This window comes from Stenotrophomonas maltophilia, assembly GCF_047497515.2.
Lineage (GTDB): Bacteria > Pseudomonadota > Gammaproteobacteria > Xanthomonadales > Xanthomonadaceae > Stenotrophomonas.
In genome coordinates, this window is record NZ_JAXAXL020000016.1 from 62,200 (window position 1) to 76,148 (window position 13,949).

A 13,949-nucleotide genomic window follows, 5' to 3' on the forward strand; every position below is an offset into this window, starting at 1 on the left:
CCGCCCCCAAAAGCGCCCCCCCTCCTGCGGTAGTGCCGGCCACTGGCCGGCAACTTTGCCATCCTGTGCAGCCGGCCAGCGGCCGGCCCTACCAGGGCAGGTCAGATGTCGCTGTGGTGGTGCGGAACGCCGGCCTTGGGTAGCGGGTCATGGCCGCCCACGAAGTGACGCACCACTGGTGCCCGTTCGCCGCGATGCAGTTCGCGCAACACCTCTTGGATCGCCTTGTCATCGGCGGTGATGCGTTCGTGCTGGCGCAGGTGCTCCAGCCACGACGGGGTCACGAAATACTCCAGGTGGATACCCGGCGTCGCCACATCCTCGACCACGCCCCAGACCACGGCGCCATCACGGCGACGGATCGTTCCCAGCGCGCGCATCTGCGCCTGGAACGCACTGCGATCGGCTTCGTCGATGCGGTATTCGATGGTCACCAGCACCGGGCCGCGATCATTGGATACCGGTACTGAAAGTTCCGGCGCGGGCCAGTGCCCGGCCGGACGCAGGTTCAGGTCTTCAGTACCGGCGATGCGCACGCGCCAGACCAGCAGCCCGCCGATCACCGCACCGGCCGCTGCCACCAGCAGCGCCAGTTCCGGTGAGGTGCGCTGCGCCAGCGCGCCCCAGCTCAGGCCGCCAGCGGCCATGCCGGCAGAGAACACCATGATGTACAACGCCAGCGCACGCGCGCGCACCCACGCCGGCACCGCGGTCTGCGCCGCGATCTGCAGCGAAGAGAGTACGGTGATCCAGGCAAAGCCATTGACCAGCATCACCATCGGCAGCACGTACCAGCTGCGCGTCAGGGCCAGGCCAACCAGGCTCAACGCCAGCGACAGCGTGGCCAGCAGCACCAGCAGATCACGGTCCATCTGTGCGCGCAGCTTCGGCAGCAGCAGCGCGCCACCCACCGCACCGAAACCAATGCAACCCAGCAACATGCCGTACTGCCCCGCCCCGCCCTGCATCTGCCCGCGCACCACCACCGGCAGCAACGCGTTCATCGCCGCGGCGAAGAAGAAAAAGCCGACCGATTTGATCAGCACCGCCTGCAGCCGCCCGGCGCGGCTGGCATAGCGCAGGCCCGCTTTCAGGCCGGCACCGAAGCCTTCCGGTGGCAGGCTGGACTGCTTCGGGTCACGCTTCCAGCCCCACACCACGAACAGCATCGCGGCGAAGGTGATGGCGTTGAAACCGAAGGCCCAGACCGCACCCAGCTGCGCCACGATCACGCCGCCGATGGCCGGGCCGATCGAGCGCGCGATGTTGATGCCGATCGAGTTCAGTGCCACCGCCGAGGCCAGCATCGGCTGCGGCACCAGCTCGGATACGATCGCCGCCTGTGCCGGCATCGCCATCGCCGCGCCGCAGCCCATGCAGAAGGTCAGCAGTACCAGCAACTGCGGGGTCAGCAGGTCCATCGCGGTCAGCGCCGCCATCACCGCCGCCACCAGCAGCATCCAGCCCTGCGTGGCCAGCAGGTACCTGCGGCGGTCGACGATGTCGGCCAGCGTGCCGGCGGCCAATGCCAGCAGCACGATCGGCACCGTGGTGGCCGACTGCACCAGCGCCACCATCAACGGTGAACCCGTGCGCTCGGCCATCACCCAGGCGGCGGCCACATCATTGACCCAGGTGCCGATGTTGCTGGCCAGGATCGCCAGCCAGATCGAACGGAACATCCGGATCTTCAACGGTGACCAGGCCCCTGTGGCCGGTACGGAAGGTTGCGACGCGGTTGCGTTCACCATTGCCATGCTCCAACGATCGAGGCGAAAAGCGTGTCCTGGCCGCCGGCCTGCTTCAGTGCAGGACCGGCATCGACCCAGGCCAGCTGCAGCTGCCATTGCCAGTGTTCGCTGGTCTGCCAGCGGGTTTCGGATTTGTACTGGTTGCCGATGCGGCGCGCGCCACCGGCAGTGCCTGGCAACGCCACCAGCGGTGCCGGCGTGGTGTAGACCGCATCGGCGCGCCGATGTTTCCAGGCCATCTGTACGCCCAGTTCCGTCGTCACCGTGTCGTGCAGGCGCAGGCTCAGCGTGGGCTGGATATCCATCAGGTTGGCCGGCGCCAGCAGGCTGGCCTCGCTGAAGTAGGCCGATTTCGGGAACAAGGCGTTGAACGTTCCCAGCCGTCCATCACGCAGATTGCCGTCGCCGCTGGCGATATCGGCCTTCAGTCCCAGCCGAGGTTGCAGCGGGAGGTTGCTCCAGCGCCAGCCGGTATCGGTAGCCAGCGTCCAGGCACGGATGCCGAGGTCACCGGCGGGGGTGCGCAGTTCGCCGCCCTGCGCGACCAGTTCGCTGTTCCAGTCCAGCGCGTCGGCCTGGCCGAACCAGCGCACGCCGAGGGTCTGCCGCCGCTCGGTGCCGGAACCCGCCGCGAAGCGCGCGCCCTCGCGGCGATAGTCCAGCAGGTAAAGGTCCCACTGGCCCGTCGCCTGACCGCGTGCCGTCGTGGCGTACGCAACCCACAGGTGGGCACCGTGTTCGCCGCGGTCATCGAAGGCTCCCGGTCGGTTCTCCACAGGCCGCAGCACCATCAGGTCCAGCACGCCGAGACGGCCTTTCCAACCTGCACGTGCTCCGTCGAAGGCCAGGCGGATGTTCGGCCCATCGCGTACCGACAACAGCCGCGAGCTGCCGTAGCCGGCCTCCTGCCGCCCCAATTGAAGATGAAAGCCACCGCGTTGCCAGCGCCAGTACGCCTGCTGCACGTCCAGCGCGCTGCGATCGGTACGGCCGGGGCCACCGGCTTTGCCATCCTCCCCATGCACACCCAGCTGCAGCTTCGCCTGCCAGGTGTCTTCCACATAGGTGGCCGAGGCCAGCGCACGCAGCAGGCCGTAGCCATCTTCTGCGCCGCCGATGCCGAAGCGGGTCGGATCGTAGTACAGGCCACGCACGCGCAACGACGTATCCCATTGTAGTTGGCCGTCGCCCGCATCGCTGCAGAGACCGCCGTCGCAGGCCTGCGCCAGCGCCGGCATGGCCAGCAGCGCCAGGCTCAGAACGCGAAGCACGAGCATCCCATCGCGCCCCAGAACGCGGTCAGGTCGTCGGTCGGTGCCGCGTGCTGCGCGGCATGACCATGGGCGCCATGCGTAGTGCAGGCCGCACCGTGGTGATGGCGGTGGGCAGCGGCCAGCCCGGTCGCGGCGCCACCCACGTGGTAGCCACCGAACCTGTTGACCGGCGACCAGTTGGGCATCGCCGGCGGCAGCTGCGGCGCAAGCCCCGCATAGTCGGCGTCGGCATGCACGATGCGGCCACCCACCACGGTCAGCACGCTGGTGATGTCGGCAATCTGTGCATCATCGACGCGGAAGAAGTCAGCCGAGAGCAGGATGAAGTCGGCCAGCTGACCAGCCTTCAGTGTGCCCTTCACCGCTTCATCGCCCGAGAACCAGGCACTGCCCTGGGTCCACAGGCGCAGCGCCTGTTCGCGCTCCAGCAGGTTTTCATCGCCGTACAGGGCCAGGCCGCCAACGGTGCGCCCGGTCACCAGCCAGGACAGCGCCACCCATGGGTTGTAGCTGGCCACACGGGTGGCATCAGTACCGGCACCCACCGGCACGCCTTCGGCCAGCATCCGCTTCACCGGCGGCGTATGCCGCGCCGCCTGCACGCCATAACGCTCGACGAAGGCTTCGCCCTGGTAGGCCATGCGGTGCTGCACGGCAATGCCACCACCCAGCGCGCGGATGCGCTCGATGTTGCGCGGAGTGATGGTCTCGGCATGGTCGATGAACCAGTGCAGGCCATCGAACGGCACCTCACGGTTGACCTGCTCGTACACGTCCAGGATGCGGGTGATGCTTTCGTCGTAGGTGGCGTGGATGCGGAACGGCCAACGCTTCTCCACCAGCAGCTTCACCACATCGTGCAGCTCCGGCTCCAGCTCCGGCGGCAGCTCCGGGCGTGGCTCGTTGAACAGCTCGAAGTCAGCGGCGGAGAACACCAGCATCTCGCCCGCGCCGTTGTGGCGCAGCAGGTCATCTCCCTGGCGCGGCTGCAGGATCTCGCTCCAGCCACGGAAGTCGTCCACTTCCTTGCCCTTGTTCTGGGTGAACAGGTTGTAGGCAATGCGCACCGTCAGCTGATCGTCGCGATGCAACTGCTCGATCACCTGGTAGTCCTCCGGATAGTTCTGGAAGCCACCGCCGGCATCGATCACCGAGGTGATGCCCAGGCGGTTCAGTTCGCGCATGAAGTGGCGCGTCGAGTTGGCCTGGTATTCGATCGGCAGGCGTGGGCCCTTGGCCAACGTCGCGTACAGGATCAGCGCGTTGGGCTTGGCCAGCAGCAACCCGGTAGGATTGCCCAGTGAGTCACGCACGATCTGGCCACCCGGCGGGTCCGGCGTGTCCTTGGTATAGCCGCAGGCGCGCAGCGCGGCACGATTGAGCAGCGCGCGATCATACAGGTGCAGCAGGAACACCGGCGTATCCGGTGCGATGCTGTTGAGCTCCTGCAGGGTCGGAAGTCGCTTCTCGTTGAACTGCGCGGCAGTGAAGCCACCGACCACGCGTACCCATTGCGGCGCCGGGGTGCGATCGACCTGCGCCTTCAGCATCGCCATCGCGTCGGCCAGCGAACGCAGGCCATCCCAGCGCAGTTCCAGGTTGTAGTTCAGGCCACCGCGGATCAGGTGCGTGTGGCTGTCGTTGAGGCCGGGCAGCAGTCGCCGGCCCTGCGCGTCGATCAGGGTCGCTTCGTTGCCCCAGTCGCGCATGATCTGCTCATCACTGCCGACGGCGACGATGCGCCCGTCCTGCACGGCCAGCGCCTGTGCATGCGGCTGCTGTGGGTCGAGGGTGGTGATGCGGGCATTGCGGATGACCAGCGTGCTCATGCGACGCTCCTTGGAAGTGGAATCGAGTGCGGCACCGGCACCGCCGGCCAGGCCCAGCGCAACAGCGGCGCCGCCAGCCAGCACCACGTTGCGGCGGCCGTGATCGAGTGGATCGTGACTCATGCGAGGTCTCCTGGAAGGCGTTGGCCGTCCAGTGCCCAGGCGCCGGGCCCGGTCAGCGCGAGCGCCAGCAGTACCGTGGTCCACATCAACGGGTACTCGCTGCCGCCGCGCATCCAGAACCAGCCCCTGGGCAAGGCCAACACTACGGTGAAGCCAATGAAGGCGGCCGCCGCAAGCGCAGCGACGCGGGCCTGCCAGCCCAGCAGCACGGCCAGCCCGGACAGCACCTGCAGCAGGGCCAGCAGCAGCGGCAGCGGTGCCGCCGCTGGCAGGCCGAAGCCGCGCAGCTCGGTGGCGAAGCCGGCCAGCCCGGGGCCACCGAACCAGCCGAACAGCTTGCCCAGCGCGTGCGGCAGCAGGAAGCCTCCGGCTGCCACCCGCAGCATCAGCAGGGCCAGGTCGAGGCCATGGCCGGCCAGCATGCTCAGTGCCCGCCTTCCTGCGCGCCGAACATGCGCTTGGCGTACTGGATGCCGATGCCATAGCCACCGGCGTGGTCACGGGCGATGCCGGTGGTCAGGTCGTAGGTCTCACCGCGCGCCCAGTCGCGCTGCAGCTCAAGCAGGTACTGCACGCTGGTCATCGGCACCGCGCCGGCCTGTACCATGCGGGTGATTGCGCGTTCGTGCGCCTCTTCGCTGACGTCACCACAGGCATCGGTGATCACGTAGACCTCGAAGCCCTGCGCCAGCGCCGACAGCGCCGGGCCGACGATACAGACGCTGGTCCACAGTCCTGCCATGACCAGCCGGCGCTTGCCGATGCGGTTGATCTCATCGATCACCGCCGGGTCTTCCCAGGTATTCATCGAGGTGCGGTCGAACACCGGCTGGCCCGGGAAGATCTCCGGCAGTTCCGGGAACATCGGGCCGGAGAACGATGCTTCGGCCACCGTGGTCAGCAGCACCGGGACGTTGAAGCCCTTGGCACCCTTGCCGATCAGCGACACATTGTTGCGCAGCGCGGAGATGTCGATGGTATGGGTGGCGAAGGCCATCTGCGACTGGAAGTCGATCAGCACCAGCGCATGGTCGGTCGGCGTCAGCAGGGCCGGGGCGGGGGTGGCGGTAGCAAGGCTCATGGGTGGACTCCGTTGGAAAGAGGATCGGTGGGTAGCCGCAACGCGGTGTCGCCGGCCAGGTATTGCCCGGGGCTGCAGCCGGTCTCGGCGCGGAAGCTGCGCACGAAATGACTCTGGTCGAAGAAGCCCAGCTGCTGGGCGAGCGTGGACATCGGCAGCTGCGCGACGGGCAGCAGCTGGCAGGCGCACTCGATGCGCCGACGGCGTACATAGCGCAGCGGGCTGGCACCGGTGCCGCTGCGGAACAGGCGCACCAGGTGGAAGCGGCTGACGCAGGCGGCAGCGGCGAGGTCGGTCACACGCAGTGGCTGCGACAGGTGCTCGTCGACATAGCGCAGGGCGCGCTGCAACGCCGCCGCCTGATGCGGGGCCAGCGGTGCGGCAGGCGAAGCAGGCAGGGAAACGGTGGCCATCGGGGATGCTGCAAGAGGGTGACCCATGGTGCGCGGCGCAGGCGCGCCCCCCTACCCCCGTCGGCCGGGGCAAGCACCTACCCGAATGGGGGAGGCCGGCGACCGATCACACGGCGTCCGAACCATCGTGCGTCCAGCGAGTAGGCCCCCGGACCAAGCACCAGCAGGGCCGGCGGCAGCACCACCAGCGGCCACGGCGCTGCCTGGGCATGCAGGCCGACGACGGCAAGCGCAATCGCCAGCGGGGTCAACGCCCCCAGCACGAGCATCGCCACCGCCAGCAGGCACAGCGCCGCCATCGCTCCGGCCGGCACGTCCGGCAGGCACAGCGCGCCAGCCACGCATAACCGCAACCACAGCAGGCCCAGCCCCGGGCCACGGTCGGGAAACATCACGAACAAGCGCTGCATGGCCGGGCTCCACGGGGCATGCCGGCGTGATAGCCGATGGTCACGCGCGGCGCCTACCCCGTTCGGGTCACCCTGGCCTGACCCGCACCTGCCAGAATGCCCGCCATGCGTGGCCACCCCTTCCCGTTCCAGCAGCGCCTGCCGGCGCTGCTGACGTGCCTGCTGTTGTTGACCGCCCTGCCCGCGCTTGCCGTGCAGCATCCCGTGCTGAGCAGCGGCCTGCCGGGTTACGAGCACACCGCCTGGCGGGTCGGCCAGGGCGCGCCCGGTGACATCTGGGACATCGCCCAGGATCGCGACGGGCTGCTCTGGCTGGCGACAGGCTCGGGGCTGTACCGCTTCGACGGCCGTCGCTTCGGGCGGCAGCCGCCACCACCGGGCAGCAGCTTCCCGTCCACCAACATGGTTACCCTGGCGATCCACGATGACGCCATGTGGATCGGCTACTTCCAGGCCGGCATCAGCCAACTCGCGCACGACCAACTGCGCAACTACGGTCGCGGACAGGGCATACCGGTCGGCGTGGTGCCGCACTTCAGCCACGACCGCGATGGGCAGCTGTGGGCGGCGATCAATGGCGGACTGCGCCGCTTCGACGGTCAACGCTGGCAACCCCTGCCGGCCAGCGCCGGCCTGCCGGAGCGCCGCGTGCAGTGGGTGCTGCATGACAGCCACGGCACCTTCTGGGTGCTGGCCGACCTGAGGGTCTGGATGCGTGGACCACATCAGGCGACCTTTGTCGACACCGGTATCGCCGTTTCCCAGATGGCCTCGCTGGTAGAGAGCCCGCAGGGTGAGGTATGGCTGGCCGACCGCATCGGCGGCACCTCGCCGCTGGCCAACGCGCACGGGCTGCTGGGCGCCAGCGAACGCGAAGCGCGGCGCCTGCCGGAGCTGGTCGCCGCGCGCCTGCAGTTCACCGCCGACGGCGCCCTGTGGGCGACGATGAGCCCGCACGGCGGCGTGGCCCGGGTCACCTTCGAGGGCACGCGCGCCACCCGCATGGAGCGTTTCGATTCGCCACACGGCCTCACCGCCACCTCGGCGGTGCCGATCATTGCCGATCGCGAGGGCAATCTCTGGGTGGGCACCAACCTGGGCCTGAACCGCTTCCGCGCACGCAGCGTGCATACGCTCGCGGTTGGACCCAGCGATCCGTACCGTTCGCTGGTAACGGCCAGCGACGGACGCGTGTATGGCTACGGCGAAGACCTCAGGCCCTACGACCTGCGCCGCACCCTGCTGGAGGGCAGCGCAGCGCAGCTGCAGGCCGCAGCACGCGAGGCGCCCACGCCGATCTGGCAGTTCGACTGGGTCAACCTGGCGCGTACGGTGGCCGGTCGCACCACGTTGATCCCGCTGCCTGCTCCCTTCACTGGGCAACCCCTGCACGCGTTGCTGTTTCCCGACGATGCACAGGCCTGGGTCTGCACCGGGGAACGCGGTGTGCTGCATTACCGCGAGGGCCAATGGCAGCGCGAGCGTCGCCTGCCCGAACAGGCCTGCTCCTCACTGGCACTGGACGGCCATGGCCAGTTGCTGCTCGGCTACGCCGATGGTCGCCTGCGCCGCATGGGCGCCACTGCCGTGGAGTCCTTCGGCGTGGCGCAGGGGTTGGCGGTCGGGCCGGTGACCGCCGTGCTGCAGCACCAGGACCTGCTGCTGGTGGCTGGCGAAGCCGGGCTGGCCGTGCGTGTCGGCGAGGGTCGATTCGTTACGGTGCGCACCGACGTGGCCGGCGTGCTCGAAGGCATCACCGGCATGGTCGCTGATGCACGCGGGCACCTGTGGCTCAACGGCAGCCGGGGCCTGGTGCGCTTGCAGAGCAGCCAGCTGCGTCGCGCCCTGCCTGCCGGCCTGCAGGTGACACCGCGCCTGTTCGATGCCGTGGACGGCATGCCCGGCATCGCACTGCAGAGTGGGCCGATTTCCACCGCGGCCCTGGCAGGCGACGGCCTGCTGTGGTTGGCCACCAACCAGGGCCTGGCCTGGCTGGACACCACCCGTACCCACGTCAACACCACCCCGCCCAGCGTACGCATCGGCGACGTGCTGTATGGCAGCGAACAGCAGCCGCTGCGCGACGGCCTGCGCCTGCCGGCCGGCACCAGCCAGTTGCAGATCGACTATGTGGCCCTGTCGTTGGCGCGACCGGAGCGCAACCGCTACCGCTATCGCCTGTCCGGCGTCGATGAGGCCTGGCAGGACGCGGGCAGCAGCACGCGCGCGTATTACACCAATCTGGCACCTGGCAACTATCGCTTCGAGGTGGAAGCGGCCAACGAGGACGGCATCTGGAGCGCGTCCCCGGCCAGCCGCAGCTTCCGCATCGCGCCCACCTTCGTGCAGACCGTGTGGTTCAAGCTGCTGTGCGCAGCCGGGCTGCTGGCGCTGCTGATGATGGCGGTGCGCATCCGCAGCGGCCAGCTGGCGGCGCTGTTCCGCGCGCGGCTGCAGGAGCGCAATGGCGAGCGCGAACGCATCGCGCGTGACCTGCACGACACCCTGTTGCAGGGCAGCCAGGGCCTGATCCTGCGCCTGCACGCAATCAGCCAGTCGGCGCAGACACCGGAGCCGGTGCGCGGCCAGCTTGAAGCTGCCATGCAGCTGGCGGAACGCAACCTGGCGGAAGGCCGCGAGCGGGTCAACGCGCTCCGTGACGGCCCGTTCGCCGGCCGCGATCTGGCCTCGGCGCTGGCCGATGTACATGCCGAATATGCGGGCCATGGCACCAATCCGCTGCGCCTGACCGTGGAAGGGGCAACGCCCCCCCTACAGATCGACGCCGCCGAGGAAGTGTTCCTGATCGGCCGCGAGGCGATCCGCAATGCGCTGCGCCATGCCCAGGCCAGCGCCATCGAAGTGGAGCTGTCCTACGGCGCACGCTGCTTCCTGCTGCATGTGCGTGACGATGGCATCGGCATTGCCGATGAGAATGCCGGGCATGGCCATTGGGGCCTGCAGGGCATGCGCGAGCGCGCGCAACGGCTGGGTGCGGAACTGCAGCTGTGGACCCGCTCCGGGCTGGGCACCGAAGTGGCGCTCGCGGTTCCCGCACGGCGCCTGTATCAACGCCGCGCGCCACGTTGGCGCTGGCCCTGGAGTAGAACCGACGCATGACCGAGACCCCTTCCCCGATCGGCGTACTGGTGGTCGATGATCACCCCCTGCTGCGCGACGGCCTGGCGGCACTACTGGGTGCGCAGGGCGACCTGCGCCTGCTCGGTGAAGCCGCCGATGGCGAGGACGCGATCGCACGCTACCAGCAGCTGCGGCCGGATGTCGTGCTGATGGATCTGCAGATGCCACGCCTGGACGGTGTGGAAGCAATCGTGCGGATACGCGCAATCGACCCGCGCGCGCGCATCATCGTCCTCACCACCTACCGCGGCGACGTGCGCGCGGTACGCGCATTGCAGGCCGGTGCCAGCGCCTATCTGCTGAAGGACATGCTGCGCCACGAGCTGGTCGACACCATCCGCATGGTGGCCGGTGGCCGGCGCGCGCCGATACCACCGGCGGTGGCCGCCAGCATCGCCGCGCACGTGGTGGAAGACCGCCTGTCGCCACGCGAGACCGAGGTCCTGCGGCACGTCGCCAGCGGTCTGTCGAACAAGCGCATCGGCGAGCGCATGCAGATCTCCGAGCAGACGGTGAAGGCCCACATGAAGAGCCTGATGGACAAGCTTGGCGTCGGCGATCGAACGCATGCGGTCACCCAGGCACTGCGGCGCGGCATCATCAGCCTGGACGACAGCGGTCACGATTGACGCGAAGATCCCACGATCGGTAGATCCACGCCATGCGTGGATGAATCCCAGCCGGCTATAGGGCCTCCGCCAGGAAGGCCAGCACCGCAGGCCCCACCTCACGATCGGCGCGCGCGTGCCCCTCAGGCGTTCCGCCCACCTGCAGGTAAGGCCCCACATCGTGACGATGGGTGGTCGGTTGCAGGATCGGCGTGATCAGGTGACCGGCATCGCCGTAGTACAGGAACCGATCCCGATCTCCACGCCCTGCCGCGGCCAGCGTTCGCTGCGCAACCGCCAGCATTACACCGGAATCACCCAGCCGGTCGTCTCCGCCGCCCACCCACAATGTTCGCGCGGCGATCTTCCCGATCGGCAGCATGGCCGCGCGCAGCGCCGGTTCCCACTGTGGCCCGGGCCGTCCCCAGTCCACCTCCTCCCGATACGGCAGCCACGGCAGCGGCGTGCCCTGCCAGCTCAACGGCGAGCGATCCACCGCGCGGAAATCGGCCGGCGCCACGTCACGTGCGATGCCTCGGAACGGCGCCGGCGTCCCCACCCACGACACCGCCACGCGCAGTTGCGGCAGGTGCGCGGCCGTGGCCATGGTCACGATGCCGCCCCAGGATCCGCCCAGCAGGCCGACCCGCTGCCGGTCCACCTGCGGCTGGCGTTGCAGCCAGAGAACGGCATCACGCACCGTCTCCAGCGGCACTTCGATCAGGTCCTTCGGCACGCCCGGCCCGCGGTACCACGCAACCGACAGCGCGACGTAGCCATTGCTGGCCAACCAGGCGGCATAAGTGTCCCCGCCCTCGAACCCCCCTTCGGCACCGCCCAGGGCCACCAGCGCCGGCCCAGCTGTACCGGCGCGCATGTTCGCCGGCAGGTACAGGCGCGCCTCGCGTCCATCGATCTCGACGCGTTGCACCGTTACGCCGGGCAGCATCAGATGGCGCTTCAGGGTCCGTCGGGCGACCACGGAACCGGCGCGCTCCACTTCCAGTTCGAATTCGCGTGCCTGGAAGCCCAGCCCATCGGCCGTGCGCGGCCACTGCAGGGGCAAAGCGACGGCATGCCCCTGCTGCGGCTGCATCGACCAGATCAGGCCGGCGGCATCCACGCCACGGTAGCTGCCCTGCTCCGCACCGCTGCGGGCAGTATCAACGACACCGCGGAAGTCGGCACGCAGCCGCGCTTCTGATTGCCAGCGCTGGCCACGGTGGTCCCGCATGGACAGCCGCAGCTGCACCGTTTCGGCGGCGGCCAGGCCGTCGATGGTGATTGAAGGGACCCGATCGGAGCGCCCCTGGTGATCGTCTACTTCAACACGTACCGCGGCCATCGCGGGCAGCGCAAGCAGCGCCAGCACCGCCAACAACCCGCCCCAGCCCTGACGCTTTTGCATGCCCTGCCCTCACCCGGAAACGCGCAGCGTGACAAGCTCGCGGCCCTTGCCGCATGCGAAGCGCTGCCGATGGCATCAACCGTGCCCTCGCTGGCACCGGCCGTGGCTCAGGCGCGTGCCGCCAGCGCCGCCTCGAGCGCGCACCGGTAGCTGCGGCTGACCGGCACCTGCGCACCGCCGGCCAGTTCAAGCAGCGCATCGCCGTTGTGGCGCTCGATCAAAGACTGCACGCGCAGCGGATTGACCAGCACCGAACGATGCACGCGCAGCAGCCCGCCATCGCCCAACCGATCGGCCAGGTGCGCCAGCGACTCGCGCAGCAGGTGCAGCTGCGTGCCCACATGCACGCACGCGTAGTGCCCGGCCATGTCGATGTAGTCGATCTGTGCCAGCGGCAGATACTGCACCCCGCCGCTGCCTGGCACCGCCAGCGTCCTTGCACCGTCCTCCCCGGGTTCGGCCAGTCCGGCCAACCTCCGCACGCGAGCGATCGCGTCCTGCAGCCGTGGCAGCGCCACCGGCTTGAGCAGGTAATCGGCCACGCCCAGCTCGAAGGCACGCAGGGCATGCTGCGGCAGCGCGGTGACGAAGAGCGTGTGCGCGGCCAGCGCTGGCTGCTGCTGCAGCAGCTCCCAGCCGCGCCCATCAGGCAGCACCAGGTCCAGCACCAGCAGATCGAAGCGCCGGCCCTGCAAAAGTTGGCGCGCCTGGGCCAGGCTGGCCGCCTCGGCATCGACCCGTACCTGCGGCATCGCTGCCATCAGCACGCGCAGGCGATCGCGTGCCAGCGCCACATCGTCCACCAGCAGCACGCTCAATGGACGCGTCACGCTGTGCATTCCGGCACGCTCACACTGGCACGGAAGACTGCACCGTCACCACCGTACTCCAGATGCCCACCCATCATGGTGAGACGGCGCTGCAGCGCCGCCAGGCCGCTGCCGAGCCCATCGGCTCGCGAGGCGCGCAGGCAGGGATTGGACAGGGATACACCCAGCGCGCCATCGCGCACGTCGGCCCGCAGGTCGATCCGCAGAGGTGGGTCACCCGGCCGCCAACCGCTGTGCACGACCGCGTTCTCGATCAAGGGCTGCAGCAGCAGGCCCGGCACCTGCCAGGCCAAGGCGTCCGCGCTGGCCTGCAGGTGCAGATGCAGGGCTTCGTCGTGCAACAGCGAGTGCAGCGCGACATGGTCCTGCGCAGATGCCAGTTCGTCGGCAAGGGCGCGCCGTGATGGGCACTGCAGGGTATCGCGCAACAATGACGACAGCTGTGCCAGCGCGTTGTCAGCGACCGCCGGCCGCTGCAACGCCAGTCCGCCGATGGCATTGAGCGCATTGAACAGGAAGTGGTGCTGCAGATGCTGGCGCAGGGCCACGTCGCGAGCCAGCTGAAGGGCCTCTGATTGCGCCTTCAATCGTTGCAGCCACGCCAGTCCATGACCGACACCGGCCACAGCGATGAAGGTCGGCAACGCGAACAACGCAGTGATGCCGATCGCGCGCACCACCTGCGGCGGCGAGGGCGGTGGCTGGGCCTGCCATAGCTGCAGCAGCGAGTGGCCCAGCCCCCAGCCCAGTACGGTCAGAAGCGGGGTCAGCAGCAGGCCCGACAGCAACCAGCCAAGCAGGTGTCGCCGCCCGGGAAGCGGCCAGCGCCGGCACGCCGCCCACAGCGGCAGCGTCGCCAGCATCCATGGCAGCTCCGCGCCCAGGATGAACAAGGCCGCCGGCAACACACCGCCAGGCTGCTGGCTCAAATGCACCGCCGGCACCGCCGTAGCGATCAGCAACGCCCACAGCCCCAGCATGACCGCATACGGGCGCGGCAGCGACAGAGGTGCTTCGGGAGCAGGCAACAGGCAGGCAGGGGCAACGGACATGCACGGCGTCGAACGGGAACCGGCCACCA

12 protein-coding genes are annotated in these 13,949 nt (G+C 69.0%); 2 read left to right on the forward strand and 10 right to left on the reverse strand.

Annotated features, from left to right (window positions below):
- Positions 1-101 precede the first annotated feature (101 nt).
- From ACMZPQ_RS18510 to ACMZPQ_RS18540, 7 genes are all read right to left on the reverse strand, one after another.
- Positions 102-1,751 carry an MFS transporter gene (locus tag ACMZPQ_RS18510; RefSeq protein WP_197581715.1) on the reverse strand — a complete coding sequence of 550 codons (1,650 nt, stop codon included), beginning with the start codon at positions 1,749-1,751 and terminating at the stop codon, positions 102-104.
- Positions 1,745-3,028, reverse strand: coding sequence for an alginate export family protein (locus ACMZPQ_RS18515; protein ID WP_197581717.1), 1,284 nt, complete (start codon positions 3,026-3,028; stop codon positions 1,745-1,747). Before ACMZPQ_RS18515 ends, ACMZPQ_RS18510 begins: the two co-directional genes overlap by 7 nt.
- The gene (locus tag ACMZPQ_RS18520) at positions 3,007-4,854 is read right to left on the reverse strand and encodes an amidohydrolase family protein (RefSeq protein ID WP_197581768.1); all 1,848 of its coding nucleotides are present in this window, start codon (positions 4,852-4,854) and stop codon (positions 3,007-3,009) included. The genes ACMZPQ_RS18515 and ACMZPQ_RS18520 overlap by 22 nt, the downstream gene beginning before the upstream one ends.
- A gap of 119 nt (positions 4,855-4,973) precedes the next feature.
- Positions 4,974-5,399, reverse strand: a complete 426-nt coding sequence (locus tag ACMZPQ_RS18525) for a DoxX family protein (RefSeq protein ID WP_197581719.1) — start codon at positions 5,397-5,399, stop codon at positions 4,974-4,976.
- Positions 5,400-5,401: 2 nt separating this feature from the next.
- On the reverse strand, positions 5,402-6,058 hold the full coding sequence (locus ACMZPQ_RS18530; protein WP_197581720.1) for a hydrolase: 657 nt from the start codon (positions 6,056-6,058) through the stop codon (positions 5,402-5,404).
- Positions 6,055-6,471, reverse strand: coding sequence for a helix-turn-helix transcriptional regulator (locus ACMZPQ_RS18535; RefSeq protein ID WP_312648085.1), 417 nt, complete (start codon positions 6,469-6,471; stop codon positions 6,055-6,057). The genes ACMZPQ_RS18530 and ACMZPQ_RS18535 overlap by 4 nt, the downstream gene beginning before the upstream one ends.
- Positions 6,472-6,548: 77 nt before the next feature.
- A complete protein-coding gene (locus tag ACMZPQ_RS18540; RefSeq protein WP_197581724.1) occupies positions 6,549-6,881 on the reverse strand; it encodes a hypothetical protein in 333 nt (110 codons plus the stop codon).
- Positions 6,882-6,977: 96 nt separating this feature from the next.
- Here ACMZPQ_RS18540 and ACMZPQ_RS18545 point away from each other — a divergent pair, with 96 nt between their 5' ends.
- Both ACMZPQ_RS18545 and ACMZPQ_RS18550 read left to right on the forward strand, forming a co-directional pair.
- On the forward strand, positions 6,978-10,001 hold the full coding sequence (locus ACMZPQ_RS18545; RefSeq protein ID WP_197581726.1) for a sensor histidine kinase: 3,024 nt from the start codon (positions 6,978-6,980) through the stop codon (positions 9,999-10,001).
- Entirely contained in the window at positions 9,998-10,651 is a 654-nt protein-coding gene (locus tag ACMZPQ_RS18550; protein WP_197581728.1) for a response regulator, read from the forward strand. Before ACMZPQ_RS18545 ends, ACMZPQ_RS18550 begins: the two co-directional genes overlap by 4 nt.
- A 55-nt stretch (positions 10,652-10,706) precedes the next feature.
- Here the strand turns inward: ACMZPQ_RS18550 and ACMZPQ_RS18555 are convergent, their stop codons facing one another.
- From ACMZPQ_RS18555 to ACMZPQ_RS18565, 3 genes are all read right to left on the reverse strand, one after another.
- Positions 10,707-12,038 carry an acyl-CoA thioesterase/BAAT N-terminal domain-containing protein gene (locus ACMZPQ_RS18555; protein ID WP_197581730.1) on the reverse strand — a complete coding sequence of 444 codons (1,332 nt, stop codon included), beginning with the start codon at positions 12,036-12,038 and terminating at the stop codon, positions 10,707-10,709.
- 107 nt (positions 12,039-12,145) lie between these two features.
- On the reverse strand, positions 12,146-12,868 hold the full coding sequence (locus ACMZPQ_RS18560) for a LytTR family transcriptional regulator DNA-binding domain-containing protein (protein WP_197581732.1): 723 nt from the start codon (positions 12,866-12,868) through the stop codon (positions 12,146-12,148).
- Positions 12,865-13,920 (reverse strand): sensor histidine kinase, encoded by a 1,056-nt coding sequence (locus ACMZPQ_RS18565; RefSeq protein WP_312646931.1) that lies wholly within the window; start codon positions 13,918-13,920, stop codon positions 12,865-12,867. The genes ACMZPQ_RS18560 and ACMZPQ_RS18565 overlap by 4 nt, the downstream gene beginning before the upstream one ends.
- Between the last annotated feature and the right edge of the window lie 29 nt (positions 13,921-13,949).